This window comes from Roseitalea porphyridii (genome assembly GCF_004331955.1).
Classification (GTDB): Bacteria; Pseudomonadota; Alphaproteobacteria; order Rhizobiales; family Rhizobiaceae; genus Roseitalea; species Roseitalea porphyridii.
Genome location: NZ_CP036532.1, coordinates 2278212 through 2304389 on the forward strand (window position 1 = coordinate 2278212; position 26178 = coordinate 2304389).

General features: G+C 67.0%; 22 protein-coding genes. 9 read left to right on the forward strand and 13 right to left on the reverse strand.

Annotated elements, in window-relative coordinates:
• Positions 1 to 12 precede the first annotated feature (12 nt).
• The 9 genes from boxC to E0E05_RS11185 form a co-directional block, all read right to left on the reverse strand.
• On the reverse strand, positions 13 to 1689 hold the full coding sequence (gene boxC, locus E0E05_RS11145; RefSeq protein WP_131616778.1) for a 2,3-epoxybenzoyl-CoA dihydrolase: 1677 nt from the start codon (positions 1687 to 1689) through the stop codon (positions 13 to 15).
• A 97-nt stretch (positions 1690 to 1786) separates the two neighbouring features.
• Positions 1787 to 2242, reverse strand: coding sequence for a DUF309 domain-containing protein (locus tag E0E05_RS11150; RefSeq protein WP_131616779.1), 456 nt, complete (start codon positions 2240 to 2242; stop codon positions 1787 to 1789).
• Positions 2242 to 3057 carry an alpha/beta fold hydrolase gene (locus tag E0E05_RS11155; protein WP_131616780.1) on the reverse strand — a complete coding sequence of 272 codons (816 nt, stop codon included), beginning with the start codon at positions 3055 to 3057 and terminating at the stop codon, positions 2242 to 2244. The genes E0E05_RS11150 and E0E05_RS11155 overlap by 1 nt, the downstream gene beginning before the upstream one ends.
• Positions 3057 to 4628: a benzoate-CoA ligase family protein gene (locus E0E05_RS11160; protein ID WP_131616781.1), complete on the reverse strand. Its 1572-nt coding sequence runs from the start codon at positions 4626 to 4628 to the stop codon at positions 3057 to 3059. The genes E0E05_RS11155 and E0E05_RS11160 overlap by 1 nt, the downstream gene beginning before the upstream one ends.
• A gap of 51 nt (positions 4629 to 4679) precedes the next feature.
• Positions 4680 to 5150, reverse strand: a complete 471-nt coding sequence (locus E0E05_RS11165) for a 4-hydroxylaminobenzoate lyase (protein ID WP_131616782.1) — start codon at positions 5148 to 5150, stop codon at positions 4680 to 4682.
• Positions 5151 to 5282: 132 nt separating this feature from the next.
• The gene (locus E0E05_RS11170) at positions 5283 to 6596 is read right to left on the reverse strand and encodes a TRAP transporter large permease (protein WP_131616783.1); all 1314 of its coding nucleotides are present in this window, start codon (positions 6594 to 6596) and stop codon (positions 5283 to 5285) included.
• Positions 6593 to 7177 carry a TRAP transporter small permease gene (locus E0E05_RS11175; protein ID WP_131616784.1) on the reverse strand — a complete coding sequence of 195 codons (585 nt, stop codon included), beginning with the start codon at positions 7175 to 7177 and terminating at the stop codon, positions 6593 to 6595. Before E0E05_RS11175 ends, E0E05_RS11170 begins: the two co-directional genes overlap by 4 nt.
• A 77-nt stretch (positions 7178 to 7254) precedes the next feature.
• Complete coding sequence (locus E0E05_RS11180) at positions 7255 to 8304, reverse strand: TRAP transporter substrate-binding protein (RefSeq protein ID WP_131616785.1); 1050 nt, start codon at positions 8302 to 8304, stop codon at positions 7255 to 7257.
• Positions 8305 to 8363: 59 nt separating this feature from the next.
• On the reverse strand, positions 8364 to 8699 hold the full coding sequence (locus E0E05_RS11185) for a hypothetical protein (RefSeq protein WP_131616786.1): 336 nt from the start codon (positions 8697 to 8699) through the stop codon (positions 8364 to 8366).
• A gap of 203 nt (positions 8700 to 8902) precedes the next feature.
• Here E0E05_RS11185 and pcaF point away from each other — a divergent pair, with 203 nt between their 5' ends.
• The gene (pcaF, locus tag E0E05_RS11190; RefSeq protein ID WP_131618004.1) at positions 8903 to 10105 is read left to right on the forward strand and encodes a 3-oxoadipyl-CoA thiolase; all 1203 of its coding nucleotides are present in this window, start codon (positions 8903 to 8905) and stop codon (positions 10103 to 10105) included.
• A 31-nt stretch (positions 10106 to 10136) separates the two neighbouring features.
• On the opposite strand, the gene E0E05_RS17370 is transcribed toward pcaF, so the two are convergent.
• The 3 genes from E0E05_RS17370 to E0E05_RS11200 are packed head-to-tail and all read right to left on the reverse strand — an operon-like array spanning position 10137 to position 13443.
• Positions 10137 to 10385 carry a phosphopantetheine-binding protein gene (locus tag E0E05_RS17370; RefSeq protein WP_158629350.1) on the reverse strand — a complete coding sequence of 83 codons (249 nt, stop codon included), beginning with the start codon at positions 10383 to 10385 and terminating at the stop codon, positions 10137 to 10139.
• A complete protein-coding gene (locus tag E0E05_RS17375; protein WP_158629351.1) occupies positions 10385 to 11887 on the reverse strand; it encodes a hypothetical protein in 1503 nt (500 codons plus the stop codon). The genes E0E05_RS17370 and E0E05_RS17375 overlap by 1 nt, the downstream gene beginning before the upstream one ends.
• Entirely contained in the window at positions 11887 to 13443 is a 1557-nt protein-coding gene (locus E0E05_RS11200; RefSeq protein ID WP_131616787.1) for an AMP-binding protein, read from the reverse strand. The genes E0E05_RS17375 and E0E05_RS11200 overlap by 1 nt, the downstream gene beginning before the upstream one ends.
• 181 nt (positions 13444 to 13624) lie before the next feature.
• Here E0E05_RS11200 and E0E05_RS11205 point away from each other — a divergent pair, with 181 nt between their 5' ends.
• From E0E05_RS11205 to E0E05_RS11220, 4 genes are all read left to right on the forward strand, one after another.
• Positions 13625 to 15502: an ATP-binding protein gene (locus E0E05_RS11205; protein WP_131616788.1), complete on the forward strand. Its 1878-nt coding sequence runs from the start codon at positions 13625 to 13627 to the stop codon at positions 15500 to 15502.
• Complete coding sequence (locus E0E05_RS11210) at positions 15499 to 16863, forward strand: sigma-54-dependent transcriptional regulator (RefSeq protein ID WP_131616789.1); 1365 nt, start codon at positions 15499 to 15501, stop codon at positions 16861 to 16863. The genes E0E05_RS11205 and E0E05_RS11210 overlap by 4 nt, the downstream gene beginning before the upstream one ends.
• A gap of 242 nt (positions 16864 to 17105) precedes the next feature.
• Entirely contained in the window at positions 17106 to 18089 is a 984-nt protein-coding gene (locus E0E05_RS11215) for a TAXI family TRAP transporter solute-binding subunit (RefSeq protein WP_131616790.1), read from the forward strand.
• Between the two features lie 118 nt (positions 18090 to 18207).
• A complete protein-coding gene (locus tag E0E05_RS11220) occupies positions 18208 to 20448 on the forward strand; it encodes a TRAP transporter permease (RefSeq protein WP_131616791.1) in 2241 nt (746 codons plus the stop codon).
• A gap of 6 nt (positions 20449 to 20454) precedes the next feature.
• Here E0E05_RS11220 and E0E05_RS11225 read toward each other — a convergent pair whose 3' ends face one another.
• Positions 20455 to 21351, reverse strand: coding sequence for a hydroxymethylglutaryl-CoA lyase (locus E0E05_RS11225; protein WP_131616793.1), 897 nt, complete (start codon positions 21349 to 21351; stop codon positions 20455 to 20457).
• A 139-nt stretch (positions 21352 to 21490) separates the two neighbouring features.
• Between E0E05_RS11225 and hisD the strand changes: the two genes are divergently transcribed.
• The 4 genes from hisD to argE are packed head-to-tail and all read left to right on the forward strand — an operon-like array spanning position 21491 to position 26134.
• Positions 21491 to 22822 (forward strand): histidinol dehydrogenase, encoded by a 1332-nt coding sequence (gene hisD / locus E0E05_RS11230; RefSeq protein ID WP_131616794.1) that lies wholly within the window; start codon positions 21491 to 21493, stop codon positions 22820 to 22822.
• Positions 22823 to 22827: 5 nt separating this feature from the next.
• Complete coding sequence (locus E0E05_RS11235; protein WP_131616795.1) at positions 22828 to 23940, forward strand: LacI family DNA-binding transcriptional regulator; 1113 nt, start codon at positions 22828 to 22830, stop codon at positions 23938 to 23940.
• The gene (locus E0E05_RS11240) at positions 23937 to 24902 is read left to right on the forward strand and encodes a cupin domain-containing protein (protein ID WP_131616796.1); all 966 of its coding nucleotides are present in this window, start codon (positions 23937 to 23939) and stop codon (positions 24900 to 24902) included. The genes E0E05_RS11235 and E0E05_RS11240 overlap by 4 nt, the downstream gene beginning before the upstream one ends.
• Positions 24903 to 24961: 59 nt before the next feature.
• Positions 24962 to 26134, forward strand: a complete 1173-nt coding sequence (gene argE / locus E0E05_RS11245) for an acetylornithine deacetylase (RefSeq protein ID WP_342212083.1) — start codon at positions 24962 to 24964, stop codon at positions 26132 to 26134.
• The last annotated feature ends 44 nt before the right edge of the window (positions 26135 to 26178 follow it).

Genomic DNA, 26178 nt, shown 5'->3' on the forward strand with positions numbered 1-26178 from the left:
GATGATCGCGCGTCAGACGCGCTGCATGTTGTATTGCCCGCGCACGCCGGTTCCGTAGCGTTGCAGGGCGCCGTCCTCGCCGACGGCATTGGGCCGCTGGAAGATCCAGTTCTGCCAGGCGGTGAGCCGGCCGAAGATACGCGTTTCCATGGTCTCGGGGCCGGCAAAGCGCAGATTGGCCTCCATGCCGGTCAGCGCGTCGGGCGAGAAGCTGGCGCGTTCCTCAAGGAAGATGCGCACCTCGTCCTCCCAGTCGACATCGTCGAATGCGTAGGTGATCAGGCCCAGTTCGTTGGCGTCGAACGCCTCCAGCGTCTCGCCGATCTGCTCACGCGCCGCCTCGACCCGCTCGGGCTCGCCCAGAAAGCGTGTTTCCAACCGCGTCAGATCGTTCGCCATCGGGAACGGGCCGAAATTGGCCGGCGACAGGGTGATCGCCGCGACAGGCCGGTTGTCGCCCTCGAAATCGCCTTCCATCATGTAGGTCCGGTCGACCGCGAACAGCACCTCGGCCAGCATGCCGGCAAAGCACGAGCCGTTCTCGACGAAGGCGACCAGCGAGCGCGACGTCACGTCGATGCGCTTCATCACCCGCTTCCAGTACTGGACGATCTCGTTGGCGAGCCAGTGATCGGCATTGTCGAAAAGCACCCGCTCCTCGGCCAGGACCTTTTCGGCGTCGCCCTGGCTGCGGAAGACGAGAAGACCGAGCTTCATCTCGTTGAGCCGCAGATGCAGGATCGCATCGTCCAGTTCGCGCGCAAGGCGCAGGAAGTAGCTCTGGTCGCCGAGCGCTGTCAGCGCGTCCGCGTCGGCCGGTGCCTCGCCGTCCGGCCCGTGAATGGTGATCGTCGCCCGGCCCCCGTCGCGCTCGACGGCGACCTCGACCAGCGAATAGGTGACCGAACCGTCCTCGGCGATGGTCCGGGAAAGTGGATTGAGCGCGATGCCCTTTTCGGGGGCGTTCTTGGTCGAGGCGTCGGCGAACTCGCGCGCGCGCTGCTGCACCGTGTCGGCGAACTTCGAGTTCGGCACGACCTCGTCGACCAGGCGCCATTCGGTGGCGCGTCGGCCCTTCACGCCCTCCTCGATCGAGCAGAACACATCGGCCAGATCGCGGCGCACCTTCCGCTTGTCGGTCACGCGCGTCAGCCCGCCCGTGCCCGGCAGGACGGCGAGCAGCGGCACCTCGGGCAGCGCCACCGACGAGGTGGAATCGTCGGTCAGCATGATGTGGTTGCAGGCAAGCGCCAGCTCGTAGCCGCCGCCGGCGCAGGCGCCCTTCACCGCAGCGATGTATTTCTGGCCGGAGTCCGCCTCGGCCGCCTCGAACGTGTTGCGCGTCTCGTTGGTGAACTTGCAGAAGTTGACCTTGTGGGCGTGCTCGGCACCGCCCAGCATGCGGATGTTTGCGCCGGCGCAGAACACATTGTCCTTGCCCGACTGCATGACGACGACCTTCACCTCGGGGTGCTCGAAGCGCATCCGCTGGACGACGTCGGCCAGTTCGATGTCGACGCCAAGATCGTAGGAATTGAGCTTGAGCTGATAGCCGTCGAACAGCCCGCCATCCTCGTCGACATCCATGTAGAGGTTCGCGATGTCGCCGTCATACTCGACCCGCCAGTGACGGTATCGGGACGGATCGGTCCGGAAATCGATGATGTCGGCCACATCAGCCTCCCACATGCGTTATGATGCGTCTTATCGCCAGTTCAGTGGACTGTAAACTCGGAAAATGCATAATAATGCAGATATCTTTCGTCTATACGATCAAAATCTTGCATTATAATGCATTTTCACGGAGCTTCGTGATCCGGCAGCGGCACGCGCCCAGCCGGTCGCCAACCCATGCGACACGTACTCCGCAAAGGTTGGCCGCGCCGCCGCTGGCGGCCTCGTCCAGATGCGCCGCCGCGATCGCGCACAGCCGCAGAGCGGCGCGCGGCTTTTCCATCGCCAGCTTGAGTTCTGCGTTGGCAAGCTGGATCAGCGCCTGCACGAAGCGGTGCTCGGCAGAGTTGGGCGGACACGCCATCCAGACGGCCTCCCAGACCTCGTGCGCCTCCCAGAAATAGCCGTTCTCGAAGAAGGCCATGCCGGCGGTGAATGCCGGCGATGCGGCCAGTTCATCGGCGTCCATGCCTAGCTTGACCGTCGCCCGCACCTCGTCCCAGCGGCCCTCGTCATGCCGCGGCGTTCGTCCGGGCACATAGGCGTAGGGCGGCAGCGGCACCCGCATCAGGCGGCCTCGACCTCGGCCGCCTCGATCCGCTCGAGCCGGGCGGCGAACTCGGCGATCGCGGCGAGCGTCGCGTCCGGCTGGTCCTGATGCGGCGCGTGCCGGCAATCGTCGAGGATCACCGTGTCGACCGGCGAATAGGCGCGGCTTTCCAGCTCCTCGATCTGGGCGAGCGTGCCGTACTGGTCCTGCCGCCCCTGGATGGCGAGCGCCGGAATGCGCAGATAGTCGATCACCTCGGCGACGTTCCAGGCCGCAAAGGCCGGATCGAGCCAGGCATCGTTCCAGCCCCTGAACGTATGGTCGGGATCGCGGTGGTGCCGGGCCATCCGTTCGCGCAGATCGCCCGTCTCGTAGAGGTCCTTCGCCCGCGCGATCTCGGCCAGCCCCATATCCTCGGTGAAGAAATGCGGCGCCATCAGGACGATGCCGCGCACCCGGAAATCCTCGACGCCGCCGGCATAGATGGCGGCGATCGTCGCCCCGTCCGAATGGCCCAGCAGGATGCCGCGCCGGAAGCCGATCGCATCGAGCACCTGCGGCAGGACGTCGACCGCCTCGCGCGTCATGTAGTCGAGCGGACGCGGCAGATCGGCCGGATCGGACTGGCCGTAGCCGGCGCGCGAAGAGGCGAAAACGCCCATGCCCGTCGCCTCGGCGATCTTTTCCGGAAAGTCGCGCCACAGCCCGGCGCTGCCCAGCCCCTCGTGCAGCATCACGATCGTCGGCGCCTCGGTCGGCGCCGGTCCGAAACAGCGATATTCGAGCCGCTTGCCGCCTGCCGTCAGAAAGCCTTCGGCCTGCCAGTGGGCCATCACGCCACCTCCCTGAGCTTGAACCGCTGAATCTTGCCGGTCGCGGTCTTGGGCAGATCGTCGACCATCTCGATCCAGCGCGGATATTTCCACTTGCCGATCTTGTCCTGGACGAAGGTCTTCAGTTCCTCGGGATCGCAGCCGGCCTGCGCCGACTTCAGGACGATGAAGGCCTTGGGCTTTTCCAGCCCGTCCGCGTCACGCTTGGCGACCACGGCGGCTTCCAGCACGGCGGGGTGGGAGACGAGCGCCTGCTCCACCTCGAACGGCGACACCCAGATGCCCGAGACCTTGAACATGTCGTCGGTGCGCCCGCAATAGACGTAGCGCCCCTCGGCGGTCAGCTCGTACTTGTCGCCGGTGCGCGTCCAGTGACCCTCGAAGGTCGACCGCGTCTTGTCGCGCTGGTTCCAGTAGCCGTCCGCGGACGAGGCGCCGCGCACAAGCAGTTCGCCGACCGCGCCGACCCCGACATCGGCGCCATGCTCGTCGACCAGCCGCACCTCGTAGCCCGGCACCGGCACGCCCGACGTGCCGTAGACGACGTCGCCCGGACGATTGGACAGGAAGATGTGCAGCATCTCGGTCGAACCGACCCCGTCCATGATGTCGACACCCCAGATCGCCCGCCACTTGCGCCCGACCTCCTCGGGCAGCGCCTCGCCCGCCGAGATGCAGGTCGAAAGCGGCGCGTCGGGATGGGCGCCCTCGCTCTCCCATTTGTGCACCAGCGCCGCATAAAGCGTCGGCACCCCGCAGAAAACGGTCGGCCTCTGGTCGGCGAGAATCTGCGTGACGCTGTCGGGCGTCGGCCGGCCATTGTAGAGCAGCGTCGTCGCGCCCACGGCCATCGGAAAGGTCATCGCGTTGCCGAGCCCATAGGCAAAGAACATCTTGGCGACCGAATAGACGCTGTCATCCTCGCGCACGCCCAGCACCTGGGCGCCATAGGTGTCGGCCGTCGCCTTCAGGCTCGCATGAACGTGGCGCACGCCTTTGGGCTGGCCGGTCGAGCCGGACGAATAGAGCCAGAAGGCGATCTCGTCGTCGCAGACGGTCACCGGTTCGGACGGTTCGGCGCCTTCCATGAACGCGTCGAACGTGCGCGCGCCCTCGGGCGCGGTGTCGCCGATGACGATCACCTCGCGGATGAACGGGTTGAGCGGCAGCGCCGGGGCGATGGTCTCGTAGAGTTCACTGGCAACGAAAAGCGCCGAAGCGCGGCTGTCATGGAAGATCGCGTCATAGACCGAGGTCGACAGGAGCGTGTTCAGCGGGATCGGCACGATGCCGGCCTTCAGTGCGCCCCAGAAAATGACCGGGAACTCGATCTGGTCGAGCACGAGCATGATGGCGCGTTCCTCGCGCCTGAGCCCGGCGTTCAGACATGCCGAGGCGAAGCGCGCCGAACGGTCGGACAGCTCGCCATAGCTGATCGCGCGCCCAGCGCCGAACGTCTCGCGGAAGGCTGTCTTGTCCGCCCTGCCCTCGGCGATGTGCCGGTCGACGAACCAGACGGCCGCATTGCCCGAACCGTCGTTGGCCGGCTCTGCATTGTCGTTGGCTGACATCGCGCTTCCTCCCTGCCCGATGATGGTCTTCTTTGTGGTCCGGCCCTTGACCTACGGCTTGCCGGTGAACTCGATCGCGCCGTCCGGCAGCAGGTAGAGCACATAGGCCTCGCCCCCGCTGACCGTCGGATGATGCTCGCTCCCCGGCCCGTAGACGTACCAGCCCGGGGGAAACTCATCGAAGCGCGGGCTTCCCTCGATCGGAAACACCGCGCCGATCTCGCCATTGGTGTGCACATGGTGCGGCCCGCGCACGTCCTTCATGCGCACGACGTCGACGCTGAACCGGCCCGCCTCGCCACCCGGCTTGACCGCGCGGCCGAACTTGATGCCGCCGGCCTCACGCGCCATCAGCCAGCCTTCCGCCTCGCCCTTGGCGCACAGATCGGCAAGACGCTTGAAGTCATCGCCATCGGCCGGGAAAACCGCGTTCAGATGGGCGGCCAGCGCATCGTCCAGGGGACGGTCGCCAATCGCGCCCGCGACCTTGCCCACAAGCTGGTTGAAGCTTTGTGCCGACATCAGCGCCTCCCCGAACGCACCGGCCTCGCTGCGCCGAAGATTTGCACAATAATGCACAACACGCAAGCCAATTTTGCACTTTGATGCATCAATGCGGGCATGCGCCAGCGCGCGGCAGAAGCCGCGCCGTCGTCAGCTGATCAGGAACAGCGTGATGGCCGGGAACGCCGCCAGAATGATCACCCGGACGATGTCGGACGCCACGAACCACATCACGGCCCGGTAGGTCGCGGTTATCGGCGTGCCCCGGTCCATCGAATTGATGATGAACAGGTTCATGCCGACAGGCGGCGTGATCAGCCCGACCTCGACGACGATCAGCACCATGATGCCGAACCAGATCGCCACCTGCTCCGGCGTCAGCCCGAAATCGAGGCCCGAGATCACCGGAAAGAAGATCGGGATGGTCAGCAGGATCATCGACAGGCTGTCCATGACGCAGCCGAACACCAGGTACAACGCCAGGATGATGGCGAGCACCAGCCAGGGCGAGAATCCCTGCTCGACGACGAACGCGGAAAGCTCCTGCGGCACCTGGGTCAGCGCGAGAAAACCGTTATAGAAGCCCGCGCCCAGAACGATGAAGAAGATCATCGCCGTCGACCGCCCGGTCGAAAGAAAGCTCGCCATCAGCGTCTTGCGCGTCAGCCCGCCGTTCCACCAGGCGATCAGCCCGGTGCCGAACGCGCCCACGGCCGCGCCCTCGGTCGGCGTGAAGATGCCTGCATAGATGCCGCCGACAACGGCGAGGAAGACCAGCAGCACCGGCCAGACGTTGAAGAGCGCCCGGAACCGCTCGCCATAGGAGACGCGTTCGCGCACCCCTCCGGCCTCGGGATTGAGCCGCACATAGATGGAGATCACCAGCACGTAGCCGAGCGCCGCCATGATGCCCGGAATGACCGCGGCCAGGAAAAGTTTGGCGATGTTCTGCTCGGTCAGGATCGCGTAGATGACAAGCACGATCGAGGGCGGGATCAGGATGCCGAGTGTGCCGCCGGCGGCGAGCGTCGCGGTCGAGAACCCGCCCGCATAGCCGTACTTGCGCAGTTCGGGCAGCGCGACCCGGCCCATCGTGGCGGCGGTGGCGAGCGAGGAACCGCAGATCGCGCCGAAACCGGCGCAGGCGCCGACCGCAGCCATGGCGATGCCGCCGCGCCTGTGGCCGATCCACGCCTCGGCCGCCTTGAAAAGGGCCTGCGACATGCCGCCGAGCGTCGCGAAATAGCCCATCAGCAGGAACATCGGCACGATCGAAAGCGAGTAGCTGGAGAACGTCGTGAACGTCTCGGTCTTCAGCCGCGCCATCGCCATGAAGGTGCTGCCGTTGATCAGCCACAGCCCGACGAATCCGGTCGTGAACATGGCCAGCCCGATCGGCACGCGCATGAAGATCAACGCCAGCAGCGCCGGAAAGGACAGGATCCCGATCTCGAAATTGCTCAATGCTCCGCCCCCATGTCATCGGCAATGAGCTCGCGGCCGGTGAAGGCTTCGGCGGTCCGGATCAGCGCCATGTAAACGGCCACCGCCGCCGCGATCGTGGCGCCGACGAGGCTGAGGGCGTAGGCCCACCAGATCGGGAACTGCAGAAGGAACGTCGTCTGGCCCGACCGGATGCGGCCGTCCATGCCCTCCTTGAGCTGGATCGCGATCACCACGAGGACCAGCGCGAACAGGATCTCGATGATCATGCGCAGCACCTGCTGGGCGCGCATCGGCATCCAGTCGGTGAAGATCGACACCACCGCGTGGCCCGAGGTGATCTGGCAGTAGGGAAGAAACGAGAAGATCGCGAAGGCGATGCCCGCCTCGACGAGTTCGAAGTCGCCGTTGACCGGACCGACGCCCAGATCGAGCAGCCAGTCGGCAAGGCCGGGGAGCGTCGACTGCATCATGTCCGCATGCAGGAAGCCGTTCAGCGCGCGGCCGGCGATCGAAACGCAGACCATCACGATCAGGGCCGACAGGACGATGCCGCCCACCACCGCCATCAGGCGGGAAAGGCCGAAGAAAAAGCGATACATGACCGACTGCCCCCGTGACGGCGAACGTGTGTGCCGCGGCGGTCGTCAGACCGCCGCGGCACGTTGTGCAGACTGTGTCAGTTGCTGCCTTCGTAGGCGTCCATCAGCGAGCGCGCCTGATCGATCAGGGCCTGACCGTCGATGCCCTTCTCGTTCATTTCGGAGACCCAGGCCTCGTAGATCGGCTCGGACCGTTCGCGCCAGACGCTGACCTGGTCTTCACCCACCGTGATGATGTTGTTGCCCAGGTCGACCGCCACCTGACGCGCCGGACCGTCGGCGTCGGCCTGCGTGCCGCCGGCGAAGACCGAGAAGTCGTGACCCGAATTCTCGTCGATCACCGCCTTCAGATCGTCGGGCAGGCTCTCGTAGCGGTCCTTGTTCATGGCCAGCACGAAGGTCACGTTGTAAAGGCCGGTGCCTTCGAACTCGGTGTGGTTCTCGACCAGTTCGGGCACGCGCAACGCCGTGGTGACTTCCCACGGAATGGTCGTGCCGTCGATCACGCCCTTCGACAGCGCTTCGGAAACCGCCGGCACCGGCATGCCGACCGGGGTCGCGCCGAGTTCTTCGAGCAGCGCGTTGACCTGACGGGTCGCGCCGCGGATGCGCATGCCCTGCAGATCGTCGGGCGTGCGGATCTCCTTGTTGGCGTGGAACATGCCCGGACCATGCACCCACGTGCCCAGAATGTGCACGTCGGAGAACTCGGTGTCCTTCATGTGCTCTTCGAACATCTGCCAGTAGGCGCTCGAGGCGGCACGCGCATCGGACACCATGAACGGAAGTTCGAACACCTCGGTCGAGGGGAAGCGGCCCGGCGTGTAGCCGACCACGGTCCACACCACGTCGGCGATGCCATCGATCGCCTGGTCGATCAGTTCTGGCGGCGTGCCGCCAAGCTGCATCGACGGATAGCGCTCGACCTTGATGCGGCCGTCCGATGCCTCTTCGACATTGTCGGCCCAGACATCGAGCACCAGCTTGGGCACGTTGGCCTGTGCCGGCAGGAACTGGTGCAGGCGGAGCGTGACCTCCTGCGCCATGGCCGCCGGCGCCGAAACGGCCAGCGTCGCTGCCGCCATCACGCCGGCCGCAAGTCCCAGTACAGTTCTGCGAGTTGTCATGTGGTTCCTCCCTTTCAGACACTCGAGGCGAACGGTCGCCTAAGGCAATATAGTGCCATTTATGATATATATTGCATCACAGCGCCAGCCCCATTTTTTGCACCCGTGGCCGTCCCGGCTCGCCGCCGGATGACCCCGGCCGCGCTCTCACCCTCCGCGCGGCCGTGCCGGAAACCGGTGCGAAAGCACGGCTCTGGCGCGCCTGCCATCGTTCCCGCTGGCGCGTCCGGAGCGATGGCGCAGCCGACGAAAGCATGATCGCGCGCCGATTGCAATTCATTCACCGACCGGTCGATAAACAAAATATCGCTTTCCGGCGCGGACCGTGCTAGCCCGCTTCCGACCATGGCGGGCGCCAGTCCGGCCGAGGCGCGAGATTTGACGATGCGATCCATACCGCTCACCGATCCGGACATGCGTGCGATGCGCCATGGGGCTGTCATCGACCGTCCATTTGTAACCATCAACGCCGGACTTTGACGCGACCGGCCTGACGATACGGCATATGGGGCATGAAACGCGGGGCCGAGGCAAGTCACATCGGCCGTTTCCCGCCCCGCCACGACCGCAAGGGGAGAGACCACAGACGATGGGAACGATCACCGAAGCCTTCATCTGCGCCTATGTCCGCACGCCGATCGGCCGCTATGGCGGCGCGCTGTCGCAGGTGCGCCCGGACGATCTGGGCGCCGTGCCGATCCGCGCCCTGGTCGAGCGCCACACCGGCGTGGACTGGCAGGCGGTCGACGATGTCATCTATGGCTGCGCCAACCAGGCCGGCGAGGACAACCGCAACGTGGCGCGCATGTCGGCGCTTCTGGCCGGCCTGCCCGAAACGGTGCCCGGAACGACCATGAACCGGCTGTGCGGGTCGGGCATGGACGCGGTGATCGCCGCCGCACGCGCGATCCGCGCCGGCGAAGGCGAACTCTTCATCGCAGGCGGCGTCGAATCGATGTCGCGCGCGCCCTTCGTCATGCCCAAGGCCGAAGCCGCGTTCTCGCGCGCCAATGCCGTCTACGACACCACGATCGGCTGGCGCTTCGTCAACAAGGTGCTCGAAGCGCAGTACGGCATCGATTCGATGCCCGAGACCGGTGAGAACGTTGCCGCCGAATTCGCGGTCAGCCGCGAGGAGCAGGACGCGTTCGCCCTGCGCAGCCAGAAGCGCGCAGCCGCGGCGATCGCCTCGGGCCGCTTCGCAAAGGAAATCGTCCCGGTCACCATCCCACAGCGCAAGGGCGACCCGGTCGTCGTCGACACCGACGAGCACCCGCGCGCGACGACGCTGGAAAAGCTCGCCGGCCTGCCGACGCCCTTCCGTCAGGGTGGATCGGTGACCGCCGGCAACGCCTCGGGCGTCAATGACGGCGCGGCCGCGCTGATCGTTGCTTCCGAAGCGGCGGCGGCCCGGCATGGACTGACCCCGATCGCGCGCGTCCTCGGCGGCGCCGCCGCCGGCGTTCCGCCGCGCATCATGGGCATCGGCCCCGCGCCGGCATCGCGCAAGCTGTGCGGCCGGCTGGGCATGGAGCCGTCCGAGTTCGATGTCGTCGAACTGAACGAGGCGTTCGCCTCCCAGGCGATCGCGGTGCTGCGGGAACTGTCGCTTCCGGTCGACGCGGCGCACGTCAATCCCAATGGCGGGGCGATCGCGCTCGGCCATCCGCTCGGCATGTCGGGTGCGCGCATCGCCGGCACGGCCGCGCTCGAACTCGCCGAACGCAAGGGCAACCGCGCGCTGGCCACCATGTGCATCGGCGTCGGCCAGGGCATCGCGGTCGCGCTCGAGCGGGTCTGACCTGCTTGGCGTGACGTCGGCCGGCCCTCGGTCAGGCCGGCTGCTTCACCAGTTCGGTGATCTCGGCGAACGTGTCGATCCGCGAGATGTCGAAGTCGGGATCGCTCAGGTCGAGCCCGAACACGCTTTCGAGTTCCATCAGCAGATTGACCGCGGACATCGAATCGAGCGCGCCGCTGTCGAACAGCGAATCGTCGTCGCCGAATTCGGCCGGCATGCCGCGCTTGACCAGCATCGCACCGATCGTCTGGCGCAGCGCGCCCAGTTTCGCATCATCCATCACATCACTCCGAATAGACCGACCAGAAAGCGAAGACGCTCCTCGATGGGGACGATCGCCGAGGAATCGTCGACCACCTGCAGCAAGGCGAAGAAGGTGATCACCTGCGCGCGTGGCACAACGTCGTAGCGGAACCAGCCCTGATCGGGGCTGGGCGGACGCTGGAACTGCTGCGACCAGATGATCCCGACCGTCAGGATGCCCGCATACACGCAGTAGGAATAAAAGCCCTGCCAGATACGGAGCGGGTCCTCGACCGCAAGCAGCGGCAGCGCATGGAAGAAGTCGAAGAACACATTGCCGATGAAGGCGGCGCAGAAGGTGGCGAACGCCATGCGCAGGCGCGGGTTCGACCTGAAGTAGCGCCGGAACGCCGGATAGAAGAACAGGTCGACCAGCATCTCCTTGAAATAGAACAGATACCGGCCCCAGAACTCGGCGATCGTTCGCGACGAGAGCGGCCGGACCATACCGCGCGGAATGGCAAATCCCGCAACGCGGATCGCCGCGACGATGGCATGCATCGCCGCGCCCATCAGGATCACCGTCGCCAGAAAGTCGAGCGCCACCGCACCCCAGCGCACGCCGAGATGAGCGCCTTCGCCCGCCGCGGTGGCCGCGATCAGGTCGTCCAGGCGCGGAAAGCCCAGTTGCCCGAAGATCAGGCGGTTGAAGCCCCATTCCCAGATCGCAAACAGGATCGAGGCCCAGACGATCAGCTTGAGCCCTTTCAGCCGTGCAACGGCCAGATCCACGTCAGACTTGGCGCTGAACTTGTTGAAATAGGCCGGTCCCTTGATCGGCGTCGAAAAGCCCGCCCAGAACGGACGCATGAAGCCGATCTTCAGATGGCCCGGTATCGGCGTCTTGCCGCGCATGTCGAGCAGCACGTAGCCCAGAAAGAAGAAGCTCTGCGTCAGGAAGGCGAGCGCCAGCCAGAACGGCAGGAAGGCCGCGTGGTCCTGCGGCACCGCCAGGGTCGCAACGGTCAGGACCGCGCCGAGCGCCGTCATGAACAGGAGCGGCCGGTCGCTGGCGAAACCGAACGCGCGCCGGCTCTGGTTCCACATCATCGCCGCGGCGAAACCGAGGAAGGCGATGCCGAGCGGCACCAGCATCACGTCGCCGGGAAGCCCCACGCCGGTCGCCATGGCGGCGAACCCGGTCTGATCGAAATAGTCGTAGATCGGGCCAAGCTTGAACGGCCGCAGCAGGAAGTACGCCGCCCCGGTCAACGCAACCACCTGCAGCCGGTGTCTCGGCAGCGCCCAGCACAGGACCAGCGACACCGCGATCAGCGCCACATGGCTCGTCCGCAGCACCGGCACCAGCGCCAGACAGCCGATCAGCACCAGATGGATCGCCGCCTGTCCGGGCAGCGTCTGCGCCCAGGCGATGGCGCTTTCGTTCTTGTCGATGCCGAGCCACCACCGGCGCCAGGCGAGCGGATTGGGAAGCGAGGAACCTGCGCCGCCGCGGCCCGGTGTGACGACAGTGCTCATCAGGCGACCGCCCGCTCGTCCGCGCGTTCGTCGAGCATCGCGACAAGCGCCTTGCGGTCGACCTTGCCGTTGCCGCTCAGCGGCATCTCGGCAAGGTTCTCGATGCGCTCGGGAACCATGTAGGCCGGCAGCACCGACCGCAGCTTCGCGCGCACATCTTCGGGATCGAGCCCGGGCACGGCGAAGAAGCCGGCCAGTCCCTTCACCGTGTCACCGTCCATCGGCCACGTTACCGTGCCGACCATGGCCGAGCCGGCGGCCTCGCGCAGGCGCGCATCGATCTCCTCGAGTTCGATCCGGTGGCCCTTGAACTTGATCTGGTTGTCGAGCCGGCCGAGATGGTGGAACACGCCGTCGGCGTCGCGATAGCCCCGGTCCCCGGTCAGGTAGGCGGAGGTTCCGTCAAACGAAACGAACCGCTCGGCGGTCAGTTCGGGCTTGCGGAAATAGCCGTCCGCGCACTGCGTTGCGACGAGCGCGATCTCGCCGGGCGTGCCGTCCGGAACGGGCCGGCGCTTGTCGTCGACGATCAGCGCCTCGACGCCATCGATGGGCGTTCCGATGGCCACGATGCCCCGCTCGGGCGTGATCGGGCCGTTGCCCTGCCAGCGCTGGCGCAGCACGGCCACGGTGATCTCGGTGGGTCCATAGAAATTCTCGATAACCGAATTGGGCGCCGCCATCGCCCAGTCGCGCACCGCCTGCTCGGACAGCGGCTCGCCGCAGAACCAGGTCAGGCGCAGCGACGGCAGGCTGCCCGCCGTGAGGTTGCCCGCCTGACGCATCAGAGTGATGATCGAGGGCACCGAGAGCCAGGTCGTGATCTCGTGGGAGCGGATGAAGCGCGCCGGCGCGACCAGATCGAGCGGCCGCATCATGTGCAGCGCCGCGCCGCCGCTCCAGGCGGTCATCATGTTGTGGATCGAAAGGTCGAAATTGGTCTCGCACGTCTCGGCGGCGCGATCGTCGGGTCCGAGCCTGTACCAAGGTTCGATCGCGTCGAGGTAAAGACCGATCGACCGCGAGTTCACCATCACGCCCTTGGGCATGCCCGTCGTGCCGGACGTGAAGATGATGTAGGCCAGATGCTCCGGCCCGACGGCTGCCGGCTCCGTCATCGGCACGGGCGCGGGCGCGCTTGCGAGCGGGGCGAACCGGCCCGCCGGCCCGTCCGGGACAAGAACGAGATCGGGTGCGGCGCGCCGCAGTTCGGGTGACAGGCGCTTGGCGCCGGTCCCGTCGACGATCAAAGCGTCCAGTTCAAGCTGTTCGAAAAGGGCGATGAGACGCGCCTCGGGCTGGTTGAGGCCGAGCGGAACATAGGTGCCCCCAGCCCAGGCCGTGCCCAGAAACGCCGCGCAGGCCTCGATGCTGCGCGAGCCGAGAACGCCGACGCGACGCCCTTCCCCGAGGGTGGGGCGGAGTTGGCCGGCGACGTGTCGCGCCCGTTCGGCGAGGTCCGCATAGCTCAGCGAGGTCTTGCCTTCGACGAGGGCGATGCGATCGCCGTGCTGTTCGACGCTGCGAGCAAAACGACGGACAAAGTTCCAGCTCATACGCACACTCCCGGTCTTTGAAGGTCGGGCTAGCCGTACGAGCAAGTATGGACAAGTATTACTGTTTGTTAGCTTTAACAGTTACAATTGTCGCGATCGGCCGGTGAGATCGCTGTGACCGCGTTCGTTTGCGGCCCGAAACGAACTATGCAACCGCGCCCGGCCGCGCCATAATCGCGCCATGCGGGGAGGAACGCACAACGGCGCGGTGCGCAACCACGCCATCATCTGGCTTGCCGGCATCATGGTGGTCGCCCTGGCGATCAGCATCGCCGCGCTGCCGCGCCTCGAACGCACCTTCATGCTGCAGGCCGGCGAGCGCAGCGAGGCGACGCTCCGCCTCGCCGTGCAGGGGCTCGAGGGCGCGTTGCGCCGCTACGAGCCGCTGCCCGCGCTGATCGCCGAACGGCCCGTCCTGCGCGATCTTCTGCGCGATCCCGACAATGCCGACCTGCGCACCCGCATCAACGAGGAACTGCGGCAGACGGCCGACGACGTCGCCGCATCGGATGTCTATCTGATGGACCGCAGCGGGCTGACGCTGGTCGCCAGCAACCATCACAAGGAGCTGTCCTTCGTCGGCCGCAGTTTCTACTACCGGCCCTATTTCACCGAAGCGCTGGCCGGCGGCATCGGCCGCTATTTCGCCCTTGGCACCACTTCTGGCGAGCGTGGCTATTTCTTCGCCACCCCGGTGTTCGAGGGGCAGACGGTCCTCGGCGTCGTCGCGGTCAAGTTCACCGTCGACGCCTTCGAGGACGCCTGGCGCGCCGGCGACACCGACATCATCGTCAGCGACGCCAACGACGTGATCTTCATGTCGAACCGCGCCGACTGGCATTTCCGCACCCTGTCACCCCTTTCGGACCGGGCCCTCGAAGAGATCACCACCAACCGGCAGTACCCGCTCGACGAACTGCATCCGCTCGATCTGGAGCGCACGCCGATCGCCGGCCGCATCTCCCACGTCGAGATCGCGACCGACGCGGGCGCCGAGAGCTTCGTCACCAGCGCCACCCCGATCGCCGAGACCGGCTGGAACGTCGCTATCCTGACGCCGACCGCGCCGGCGCGCGCGCAGGCGCTGGCGACACTCGCCGTGCTCGTCCTCGTCATCCTGTTCGCCGGACTGATCGCGGCCGTGTTCATCCAGCGTCGGGCCCGGCTCGTCGAACGGCTCGAAGCGCAGCGCGCCACCCAGGAACTGCTGGAACGGCGCGTTGCCGAGCGCACCGCCGACCTCAACACGGCCAACAGCAAGCTGCGCGGGGAGATCGAGGAACGCAAGGCGACCGAGCAGCGCCTGCGCGCCACCCAGGCCGAACTGGTCCAGGCCGGCAAGCTCGCCGCGCTCGGCCAGATGTCGGCCGCGCTCAGCCACGAGTTCAACCAGCCGCTCGCCGCGGTGAAGACCTATGCCGACAACGCCGCCGCCTTCCTCGATCGCGGCCGCACCGAGGACGCGCGCGACAATGTCGGACGCATCTCGCAGATGGCCGACCGCATGGCCGCCATTTCCCGGCACCTGCGCAATTTCGCCCGCCGCCCGCAGCAGAAGATCGGGCCGATCCCGCTTGTCGCCGTGATCGACGACGCGCTCGGGCTGATGGCCGCGCGACTGAAGGCAGCGCGCGCCGATGTCGCCGTCGACCGGCCGGCCGACGAGATCTGGGTGATGGGCGGCCATGTCCGCCTGCAGCAGGTGATCGTCAACCTGCTCGGCAACGCGCTCGACGCCATGGACCAGTCGGACGACCGGCGCATCGCGCTTGCGATCGAGGAAGAGGAAGGCCGCTGCCGGATCATGGTGCGCGACCACGGGCCGGGCCTCGACGCCGACCTGCACGAGAAGGTGTTCGATCCCTTCTTCACCACCAAGAGCCCGGGCAAGGGGCTGGGGCTGGGCCTTTCGATCTCCTACAACATCATTCGCGATTTCGGCGGCTCGCTGTCGGCGCGCAACCATCGCGAAGGCGGCGCGGTCTTCACCGTCGATCTTGCCCGCACCGCCGCGCCCGATCAGGCCGCGCACACGCTTCAGACGGTGGCCGCCGAATGACCGGCGAAACGGTTCTGTTCGTCGACGACGAGGAGCATCTGCGGCTTGCCGCCGCGCAGTCGCTGCAACTGGCCGACCTGGACGTGACCTGCCTCGATCAGGCCGACAAGGCGCTCGCGCTGGTCGGCCGCAGCTTTCCCGGCGTCCTGGTCACCGACATCCGCATGCCCGGCATGGACGGCATCGACCTGATGCGCCGGTCGCTGGAGATCGACCCGGAATTCCCGGTGATCCTGGTGACCGGCCACGGCGATGTCGAACTCGCCGTCCAGTGCATGCGCGAGGGCGCCTACGATTTCCTCGAAAAGCCCTATGCGCCAAGCCGGCTCGTGGACACGGTCAGGCGGGCGCTCGACAAGCGCCGGCTGACGCTTGAGAACCGCGCGCTGCGCTCGCAGGTCGGCGGCCGCGACGCGATCGAGGCGCGCCTGACCGGCCGCAGCGCACAGATGGTGGCGCTGCGCCACCGCATCCGCGCGATCGCCGAAACCGAGGCGGACGTGCTGATCGTCGGCGCCACCGGCACCGGCAAGGAAGTGGCCGCGCGCGCCCTGCACCGGGCCAGCAGCCGCAGCGAACGTCCTTTCGTGCACATCAATTGCGCCGCGCTGCCCGAGGCGCTGATCGAGAGCGAACTGTTCGGCCACGAGGCCGGCGCCTTCCCCGGCGCGACGCGGGCCCGGTATGGCAAGTTCGAGCACGGGCGCGGCGGCACCGTGTTCCTCGACGAGATCGAATCGATGCCCCAGCCGATGCAGGCGAAGCTGCTGCATGTGGTCCAGGATCGCGCCATCACGCGGCTGGGCTCCAACGATCCGGTCGAGCTCGATGTCCGTTTCATCGCTGCCAGCAAGACCGATCTCGAGGCCGCGGCCGCCGCCGGCCGGTTCCGCAGCGACCTGCTCTACCGGCTGAACGTCGTCACGCTGCGCGTGCCCGACCTCACCGAGCGCCGGGAGGACGTGCCGCGCCTGTTCGTCCAGCTCGTCAACGAAGCGGCCGCCCGCTACAAGCGCCCTGCCCCGGCCATTCCCGGCGCCGTGCTCAACGCGGTCGCCGCGCGCGACTGGCCCGGCAATGTGCGCGAGCTGCGCAACGCGGCGGACCGGTTCGCGCTCGGCCTCGATCTGGACATCGGCGTCAACGGCGTCGGCGCAGGACCCGGTACGGCGCCGGTCAGTCTCGCCGAGCAACTCGCCGAGCACGAGAAGGCCCTGATCGCGGCCAGCCTCACCGCCCACGCCGGCAGCCTCAAGGAGACCTACGAGGCGCTCGGCCTTTCGCGAAAGGCGCTCTACGAGAAGATGCAGAAATACGGCCTGTCGCGCGATGCCTTTACGACGGACGAGGCCGGCGCCTGACGGGGCGGCTGCCCGTGTGTCGATTTCCGCCCACTTTGGCGGGGCGCATGTGTCGTATTCCGCCCATCGGCGCGCGGTTTTCGCACTGGCGCCGGTTTTGCCGCCCGACCGCTGTTGCGTCGCGGTGGCGCCGGGCTCAAAGCGGCGCCCATGTCCGCGTTCCGGACACGGACGGGAGGAGGCCCGTCCGGCAAACGGCCGACGCCGCCATGCGGCGGGCCGCGTATCAACAGGAGGATCTCATGAAACTGTCTCAGATGATGTCGGCTGTCGCCCTCGTCGCGCTCACCGCCACGGCGGCTGGCGCGCAGGATCGCGAAGGCTGGCCGGAGAGCTTCACGGTCGGCACCGCCAGCCAGGGCGGCACCTATTTCGCCTACGGTTCGGGCTGGGCCAACCTGGTCGCCGAGGAACTGGGCCTTTCGGGCGGCGGCGAGGTGACCGGCGGACCGATGCAGAACATGGCGCTCGTACACACGGGCGAAGCCGCATTCGGCATGACCACGATGGGACCGGCCGCCGAATCGATCGCCGGCACGAACCCGATCGCGCCGGGTCTCGAAATGACCAATGCGTGCGCGATGTTCCCGATGTACCAGACGCCGTTCTCGGTGACCGCGCTGTCCTCGTCGGGCATCGGCTCGATCGCCGACATTCCCGCCGGCGCCAAGATCGGCTTCGGCCCGGCAGGCTCGACCTCGGACACCTACTTCCCGCGCATGATGGAAACGCTCGGCGTCGAATTCGAACGGCGCAACGGCGGCTGGTCCGACCTTGGCGGCCAGCTGCAGGACGGCCTGCTCGACGTGATCGCGTTCGCCGCCGGCGTGCCGGTTCCGGCGGTCAGCCAGCTCGAGGTGCAGACCGACATCAACATCATCGAGTTCACCGAGGAAGAGCAGGCGCAGATCATGGAGGCTTTCCCGGTCTCCGAGTTCACGATCGGCGCGGACACCTACACGACGCTCGAAAGCGACGCGCGCTCGGTGTCGATGTGGAACTTCGCGATCGCCAACTGCGAACTGCCCGAAAGCTTTGTCAACGCGGTCGTTGACGTCGTCATGTCGGACAATGAGCGCATGGTGAACATCCACCGCGCCGCCGCCTCGACCGTTCCGGAGAACTGGGACAAGAACAAGGTCATGAAGTGGCATCCCGGTGCCGCCAAATGGTTCATGGAAAATGCCGGCGCCGACATTCCCGCCGACATGATCCACGGCGGCTGACCGGCTTCGGTCAGACCAGTCACGAGTTGCCGCGCCCGGACGCCGGGCGTGGTCTTCGCGCGGGATCGTGGCACACTGGCGCCCTGCGCCGCATGCATGCCGCGACCGGGAGGGGATGATGAGCGAGAAAACCGCACAAACCGACGAGGTGGTCGTTGCCGATGGGGTCGACGAAGAGCCCGTCGAAAGCAACCGCCGCCTCTATGAGGGCCGCACCTATCTCGTGATCAGCTTGTTCGCCACCGTCTACGCGGCTTTCCACATGGCGGCGCTGAACGGCCTTTCGATCTCGGAGATGACCGGCGGCGCGGTCGTCATCCCCTTCCTTCCCACCTTCCCGATGGAGACCTGGAATTTCCGGATCGTCCATATCGCCGGCGCGCTGGCGCTCGGCTTCCTTCTGTTCGGCGGCACGCGCTTTGCTTCCGATCGCAGCGAAACCAACCCGCTGTTCACCTGGGCCGCGCTGGCGCTGATGGTCCCGGCGCTGTTCGCGCTGGGAACGGCCCTGTCGTTCGCCGTCGAGATCGCCGGCGGGGTGATGTGGAACGGCATGGATGCGGGCATCCGTTTCAACGAGACCTGGCTGTTCGGCGCCCCGCTGATGACCGCGACGGTCGGCGGCATCGTCCTGTCCTGGTTCGACCGGCGCGGACGCGGCGCGGTCAACCCGCTCGATCTGGTGCTGGCGGTCTGCGGCGTCGCGGTCGCCGCCTATCTGATCACCATCTATGGCACCCTGATGCGCAACTCGACCGGCACGCCGTTCGCGCCGATCGGCATCTCCATCTCCGCCGTCGCCGGCACGCTGCTGATCATGGAACTGACCCGCCGCGTCGCCGGCATGGCGCTGGTGGTGATCTCTGCGATTTTTCTGCTCTACGTCTTCACCGGCCACTATCTGCCCGGCTTTCTGAATTCGCCGGCCATTTCCTGGCAGCGCTTCTTCTCCCAGGTCTACACCGATGCCGGCATTCTCGGCCCGACCACCGCCGTCTCGTCGACCTACATCATCCTGTTCATCATCTTCGCCGCATTCCTGCAGGCGTCCAAGGTCGGCGACTATTTCGTCAACTTCGCCTTTGCCGCCGCCGGACGGGCGCGCGGCGGACCGGCCAAGGTGGCGATCTTCGCCTCGGGCCTGATGGGCATGATCAATGGCACCAGCGCCGGCAACGTCGTCGCCACCGGATCGCTGACCATCCCGCTTATGAAGAAGGTCGGCTATCACAAGAAGACCGCCGGCGCGATCGAGGCCGCCGCCTCCACCGGCGGGCAGATCATGCCGCCGATCATGGGCGCGGGCGCCTTCATCATGGCCGAGATCACCGGCATTCCCTACACCGAGATCGCCATTGCCGCGATCATCCCGGCGGTGCTCTACTTCATCTCGATCTTCTTCATGGTCGACTTCGAGGCTGCCAAGCTCGGCATGCGCGGCATGCGCGAGGACGAACTGCCCAAATTCGCCGACATGGCCCGCCGCGCCTTCCTGTTCATCCCGATCATCATCCTGATCTACGCGCTGTTCCAGGGCTATTCGGTGATCCGCGCGGGCACGCTGGCGACCGCCGCCGCCGCCGTCGTCAGCTGGCTGACCCCGCATCGGATGGGCCTGCGCTCGATCATCAAGGCCTTCAACATCGCCGGCGTCATGTCGATCCAGATCATCGCGGTGTGCGCCTGCGCCGGCATCATCGTCGGCGTGATCTCGCTGACCGGCGTCGGCGCCCGGTTTTCCAACCTGCTTCTGGGTCTCGCCGAAGCCTCCCAGCTGCTGGCCCTCATCTTCGCGATGTGCATCGCGATCCTGCTCGGCATGGGCATGCCGACGACGGCGGCCTACGCGGTCGCCGCATCGGTGGTTGCGCCCGGTCTCGTCGAACTCGGAATCCAGCCGCTGACGGCGCATTTCTTCGTGTTCTATTTCGCCGTCGTCTCGGCGATCACGCCGCCGGTGGCGCTCGCCTCCTACGCGGCCGCGGGCGTCTCCGGTGCAAACCCGATGGAGACCTCGGTCGCCTCGTTCAAGATCGGCATTGCCGCCTTCGTCGTCCCGTTCATGTTTTTCTACAATTCTGCGCTCCTGATGGATTCGCACACGATCGAGATCATACGCGCGGTCCTGACCGCGATGCTCGGCGTGTTCCTGCTGGCGGCCGGGGTTCAGGGCTGGTTCTTCGGCAAGAAGACGGTCTGGTTCCTGCGCGTCGCGCTGATCGGCACCGCGCTGGTGCTGATCGAGGGTTCGGTGATGACCGACATCATCGGGCTTGCCATGGCCGCGCTGGTCTTCTTCGTCCAGCGCGTCCTCAAGCCGCGCGAGGGGCTCAGCATCGGCGTGCGCGGCGCCGACTGAGCGGTCTCAGGCTACGTCGGGAAACCCGCCCGCCTTCATCACCTGCCCCGGCAGCGAATGGCCGAGCGCTTCCTCGAGCCACCGCGCGGCGCCGATACAGGCCTCGAGATCGAGCCCGGTCTCGATGCCGGCCCGATCGAGCATGTAGACAAGGTCCTCTGTCGCGATGTTGCCGGTCGCCGCCGGTGCGAACGGACAGCCGCCGACCCCGCCAAGGCTTGCATCGAGCGTCGCCGCTCCCGCCTCGATCGCCGCCCACGCATTGGCGATGCCGGTGTTGCGCGTGTTGTGGAAATGACAGCGGATCGGGATCTTCGGAAACCGCGCCCGCACCGCGCCGACCCGCCTCGCCACGTCGCGCGGCGTCGCGACGCCGATCGTGTCGGCGAGCGCGATCTCGCGCGGCGCGATGGCGGCGAGCGCATCGACGATCGAAAGCAGCCGGTCGACCGGTATCTCCCCCTCGAACGGACAGCCGAAGGCGGTGCCGACCGTGACGCCCACCGGCACGGCCCCCCTGGCGCGCGCGGCGATCGTCTCGAGCTGGCCGATCGTCTCGAACGCATCCGCGCCCTGGTTGCGCTGGTTGAAGGTATCGGAGGCCATGACCGCAAAATTGACCTCGTCGACACCGGCCTGAAGCGCCCGCGAGAAGCCGCGATCGTTCAGGGCCAGCCCCACATAGGTCACATCGGCACGCGCGGGCAGGCCGGACATCACCGCCTCGGCGTCCGCCATCTGCGGGACCTTCTTGGGATTGACGAAGCTCGCCACCTCCATCCGCCGCACGCCCGCCGCGATCGCCCGGTCGATCAGCGTCAGCTTGTCCGCGGTCGACAGCAGCGTCTTCTCGTTCTGCAGGCCGTCGCGCGGCGACACTTCGACGATCTCGATGGCGGCCATCATCCTTCTCCGGCTCGGGGTGTGAACCCTGCGTTGTCTTCGACATGCGACCCCAGCCGGGCCCTGTCAACAAGCGTCGCGAAACCACTTGATCGCGCGTTGAGAATACGTATTCTCAATGCAACAGGGAGTGCCCGTCATGCCGATCCGCCATCTGAAGACCGCAAAGCCCGAGACCGAACGCGCCGAGGAGGATTCCAGGGTTCGCGCCATCGTCGAGGAAACGCTCGCCGAGATCGAGGCACGGGGCGACTCGGCGGTGCGGGACCTGTCCGAGAAGTTCGACAATTATGCCCCGCCCGCCTTCAGGCTGACCGAAAGCGAGATCGAGGCCCTCATGGCAAGGGTCTCCGAGCGCGACATGGACGACATCCGCTTCGCCCAGGCACAGGTGCGCAACTTCGCACAGGCCCAGCGCGATTCCATGCTCGACATCGAAGTCGAGACGCTGCCCGGCGTCATCCTCGGCCACAAGAACATCCCGGTCCAGTCGGTCGGCTGCTACGTGCCCGGCGGCAAGTTCCCGATGGTCGCCTCGGCTCACATGTCCGTCGCGACCGCCTCGGTGGCCGGCGTGCCGCGCATCATCGCCGCCACTCCGCCCTTCAAGGGCGAGCCGAACCCGGCCGTCATCGCGGCCATGCATCTGGGCGGCGCGCACGAGATCTACGTGCTCGGCGGCATCCAGGCCGTCGGCGCCATGGCGCTCGGCACCGAGACGATCGAACCGGTGCACATGCTGGTCGGCCCCGGCAACGCCTTCGTCGCCGAGGCCAAGCGGCAGCTGTTCGGGCGCGTCGGCATCGACCTGTTCGCCGGCCCCACCGAAACCATGGTCATCGCCGACGAGACGGGCGCGGACGCCGAACTGTGCGCGACCGATCTGCTCGGCCAGGCCGAGCACGGCTACAATTCGCCCGCCGTCCTCGTCACAAATTCCGAAAAGCTCGCCTGCGACACGCTCGCCGAGATCGACCGGCTGCTGGCGATCCTGCCGACCGCCGAGACGGCATCGAAGAGCTGGGAGGATTATGGCGAGGTGATCGTCTGCGACAGTTATGACGAGATGCTCGCCGTCGCCGACGACATCGCCTCCGAGCACGTGCAGGTGATGACCGATCGCGACGACTGGTTCCTTGAACACATGACCTGCTACGGCGCACTGTTCCTTGGCGCCCGCACCAACGTCGCCAATGGCGACAAGGTGATCGGCACCAACCACACCCTGCCGACGAAGAAGGCGGGCCGCTATACGGGCGGGCTGTGGGTCGGCAAGTTCCTCAAGACCCATTCCTATCAGAAGGTGCTCACCGACGAGGCGGCCACCGAGATCGGCGAATACTGCTCGCGCCTGTGCATGCTGGAGGGCTTTGTCGGCCACGCCGAGCAGGCCAATGTGCGCGTGCGCCGCTATGGCGGCCGCAACGTGCCCTACGGCGCCGCCGCCGAGCCGAAGCTGGCGGCCGAGTGACGCCGATGCCGACCGACCGATCAGACCAGCCCAAGACGGCTCCGGCACGGGTGACCTCCCACGATGTCGCCGCGCGCGCCGGCGTCAGCCAGCCGACGGTCAGCCGCGTGTTCTCGGCCGACCCAAAGGTTTCGCCCGATCTGGCAAGGCGCGTGCGCCGCGCCGCCGCCGAACTGGGCTACCGTCCCAACCGCCTCGCCCGCTCGCTGACGACCGGCCAGTCGCGGACGATCGGGCTGGTGCTCGCCTATCTCGACAACCCCTTCTACGGCGAGGCGATCTCGCACCTGTCCGAGGCGCTCGAGGCGCGCGGCTATCACATCATGATCCGGATCGCCTCAAACCTTGCCGAGGAGGTCGACGGCGTCGTCGACGACATGGTCGACCATCAGGTCGACGGCATCATCCTCGCCTCGGTCTCCATGTCCAATGCGCTGACCGGGCGCCTGCGCGAGGCGAACATTCCCTTCGTCCTGTTCAACCGGGGCCAGGAAGACGCTTCGCTCGCCACCGTCACCTCGGCCAACTTCGACGGCGGCCGGCGCGCCGCGCACTTCCTCGCCGCCGGCGGGCACACGCGCATCGCCCATGTCTCCGGCTGGCAGAAATCGCTCAACGGCCGTGACCGGCAGGCCGGCTTTCTGAACGGTCTTGCCGAGAACGGTCTGGAACCGCTCGACATCATCGACAGCCATTACAGCCGCGACATCGCCGCCGCGGCCACGCGCGAGATGTTCAAGGGCGCGATCCGCCCCGACGCGATCTTTGCCGGCAACGACCACATGGCCTTCGCGGTGATCGAGACGCTGCGTTACGGCCTGGGCCTGAAGGTGCCGGGCGATGTCTCGGTGATCGGCTATGACGACGTCGCCATGGCCGCCTGGCCGAGCTTCGACCTGACCACGCTGCGCCAGCCCGCCCGGCGCATGGCCGAAGCGGCCTCGGCCCTGCTGCTCGACCTGATCGCCGGCCATGAGCCCGCGCGCGCCCGCGTCGAGATCGACAGCGAACTGATCGTGCGCGGCAGCGCGCGCATTCCGCCGGGCTGGAAACGCACGCCCGGAACCGGCTTTTCAAGACCCGGCGCGACGACGCCGGACGCCAGGAGGACGATATGACCCCGCAGGAACTCGACGCCCGCATCGTGCGCTATGGCGATCTGGTGCCGTGCAAGACCGCCTTCATCGACGCGCACACGCCAGGCTCCGACCAGAAGGAGAACTTCACCATCATCGGCGGCGGCGTGTCCGAGAGCCCGGACCAGCACGTGCACATCAAGGACACGCCCGGTTTCAACATCGGCGCGGCGGGCCAGCCGCCCAAGTGCCGCAACTCGCTGCATTCGCATCGAACCGCCGAGGTGTTCTTCGTGCTCAGGGGGCGCTGGCGCTTCTTCTGGGGCCGCTGGGGCACGGCGGGCGAGGTCGTGCTCGAGGAAGGCGACATCTTCAACATCCCGACCGGCATCTTCCGGGGGTTCGAGAACATCGGCACCGACTACGGTATGATCATGGCGATCCTGGGCGGTGACGATGCCGGCGGCGGCGTCATCTGGGCGCCGCAGGTGATCGAGGACGCCCGCGACCACGGCCTGGTGCTGGCCGAGACCGGCAAGCTCTACGACACCAGGAAGGGCCAGAGCCTGCCCGAGGGCGTCTCGCCCATGCCGCTCCTGACCGAAGAGGAACTGACCGCCTTCGCCGAACCGTCGGCCGCCGAAGTCGTGCCAGATTTCGTCGCCCGCTACTGGGACCTGATGGCGGTCGCGGCCGATGCGCCGGCCAGGGTGATCGGCCCCGACGCCCTTCTCACGGACCGGCCGGGCTTCGAAGTTGACTTCATCACGCGCGGCTCGATCGGCGAGGACGCGTACACCACCGACCGGCACGAAGTGCTGATGCCCGTCCGGGGTTACTGGCGTCTCGACGTCGACGGGACGCGCACCGTGCTCAATCCCGGCGACACCTGCGCCGTCCCGCCCGGCGCCAGGCGCAGTCTCGCCCCGGCGATGACCGGCGAGGCGAGCCTCTACCGCGTCCGCAACACCGACGACCCGGCCGGTCCGACCCGCGCCCACTGAGCCCGGACGGGATACGGTTCGGCACCGCGCGGCGCGATGCTCTTGCGCCGCGCGCACCGATGTCCGATGACCGCGCAATGGACACGATCGAGATCCTCGGCCGGCTGATCGCCTTCGACACGGTCAGCGACCGGCCCAACCTGCCGCTGATCACGTGGCTGCGCGACCTGCTCATGGACGCCGGCGCCGAGGTCCATCTGATCGGCGACGAGACGGGCACGAAGGCCAATCTCTATGCCACGATCGGCCCGACCGACCGGCCCGGCGTACTGCTGTCCGGCCACACCGATGTGGTGCCCGTCGAGGGTCAGGCCTGGACGGTGCCGCCCTTCAAGATGACCGAGCGCGACGGCAGGCTGCACGGACGCGGCACCGCCGACATGAAGGGCTTCGTCGCCGCCGCAACGGCCTGCGCACTGAAGGCGGCCAAACGCGACCTGACGACGCCGCTCCACCTTGCTTTTTCGCACGACGAGGAGATCGGCTGCATCGGCGTGCGCTCGCTGATCGCCATGCTCGACGACGCCCCCTTCGTGCCGCGCTTCTGCATCGTCGGCGAGCCGACCGAAATGAAGGTCGGCACCGGCCACAAGGGCAAGACGGCTCTGACCGCCATCTGTACCGGCCGCGAGGCCCATTCGGCGCTCGCCCCGACCGGCGTCAACGCGATCCACCTCGCTGCCGACCTCATTGCCCATCTGCGCGCCATTCAGGCGGACCTCGCCGAACACGGCGCTTCGGACGCCGCCTACGACGTGCCCTACACCACCGTTCATGCCGGCATGATCGAAGGCGGCGTCCAGCTCAACATCGTGCCCAACAGCTGCCGGCTCGACTTCGAGATCCGCAACCTCGCCGAGGACGACCCGGACGCCATGCTTGCCGACATCCGTGACGAGGCCGACCGGATTGCCGGTCGATATCACGACGTTGCGCCCGAAAGCGGAATCAGTATCGAAACCGCGTTCAGCTATCCCGGACTGGCGACGCCCGTCGATGCCGAGGTGATCGCGTTCGTCACGTCGCTGACCGGTGGCAACGAGACGATCAAGCTCGCCTATGGCACCGAGGGCGGCCTGTTCTCGCGCGATCTGGGCATCCAGACGGTGATCTGCGGGCCGGGCTCGATGGCGCAGGGCCACAAGCCGGACGAATACGTCACCGTCGAACAGGTGCGCCGCTGCGACGCCATGCTCGATGCCCTGCTCGACCGGCTGGCGACGGGCCTTTGAGCCAGGCCACCGATCCGGCGGTAATTCGCCCTTGAACCTCGAGG

Bases quoted from the DNA above. Each gene is read 5' to 3' on its own strand.
- boxC (WP_131616778.1), bottom strand. From the start codon at position 1,689: ATGTGGGAGGCTGATGTGGCCGACATCATCGATTTCCGGACCGATCCG.
- E0E05_RS11150 (WP_131616779.1), bottom strand. From the start codon at position 2,242: ATGCGGGTGCCGCTGCCGCCCTACGCCTATGTGCCCGGACGAACGCCG.
- E0E05_RS11155 (WP_131616780.1), bottom strand. From the start codon at position 3,057: ATGGCCCACTGGCAGGCCGAAGGCTTTCTGACGGCAGGCGGCAAGCGG.
- E0E05_RS11160 (WP_131616781.1), bottom strand. From the start codon at position 4,628: ATGTCAGCCAACGACAATGCAGAGCCGGCCAACGACGGTTCGGGCAAT.
- E0E05_RS11165 (WP_131616782.1), bottom strand. From the start codon at position 5,150: ATGTCGGCACAAAGCTTCAACCAGCTTGTGGGCAAGGTCGCGGGCGCG.
- E0E05_RS11175 (WP_131616784.1), bottom strand. From the start codon at position 7,177: ATGTATCGCTTTTTCTTCGGCCTTTCCCGCCTGATGGCGGTGGTGGGC.
- E0E05_RS11180 (WP_131616785.1), bottom strand. From the start codon at position 8,304: ATGACAACTCGCAGAACTGTACTGGGACTTGCGGCCGGCGTGATGGCG.
- E0E05_RS11185 (WP_131616786.1), bottom strand. From the start codon at position 8,699: ATGGATCGCATCGTCAAATCTCGCGCCTCGGCCGGACTGGCGCCCGCC.
- E0E05_RS17370 (WP_158629350.1), bottom strand. From the start codon at position 10,385: ATGGATGATGCGAAACTGGGCGCGCTGCGCCAGACGATCGGTGCGATG.
- E0E05_RS17375 (WP_158629351.1), bottom strand. From the start codon at position 11,887: ATGAGCACTGTCGTCACACCGGGCCGCGGCGGCGCAGGTTCCTCGCTT.
- E0E05_RS11200 (WP_131616787.1), bottom strand. From the start codon at position 13,443: ATGAGCTGGAACTTTGTCCGTCGTTTTGCTCGCAGCGTCGAACAGCAC.
- E0E05_RS11205 (WP_131616788.1), top strand. From the start codon at position 13,625: ATGCGGGGAGGAACGCACAACGGCGCGGTGCGCAACCACGCCATCATC.
- E0E05_RS11210 (WP_131616789.1), top strand. From the start codon at position 15,499: ATGACCGGCGAAACGGTTCTGTTCGTCGACGACGAGGAGCATCTGCGG.
- E0E05_RS11215 (WP_131616790.1), top strand. From the start codon at position 17,106: ATGAAACTGTCTCAGATGATGTCGGCTGTCGCCCTCGTCGCGCTCACC.
- E0E05_RS11220 (WP_131616791.1), top strand. From the start codon at position 18,208: ATGAGCGAGAAAACCGCACAAACCGACGAGGTGGTCGTTGCCGATGGG.
- E0E05_RS11225 (WP_131616793.1), bottom strand. From the start codon at position 21,351: ATGGCCGCCATCGAGATCGTCGAAGTGTCGCCGCGCGACGGCCTGCAG.
- hisD (WP_131616794.1), top strand. From the start codon at position 21,491: ATGCCGATCCGCCATCTGAAGACCGCAAAGCCCGAGACCGAACGCGCC.
- E0E05_RS11235 (WP_131616795.1), top strand. From the start codon at position 22,828: ATGCCGACCGACCGATCAGACCAGCCCAAGACGGCTCCGGCACGGGTG.
- E0E05_RS11240 (WP_131616796.1), top strand. From the start codon at position 23,937: ATGACCCCGCAGGAACTCGACGCCCGCATCGTGCGCTATGGCGATCTG.
- argE (WP_342212083.1), top strand. From the start codon at position 24,962: ATGTCCGATGACCGCGCAATGGACACGATCGAGATCCTCGGCCGGCTG.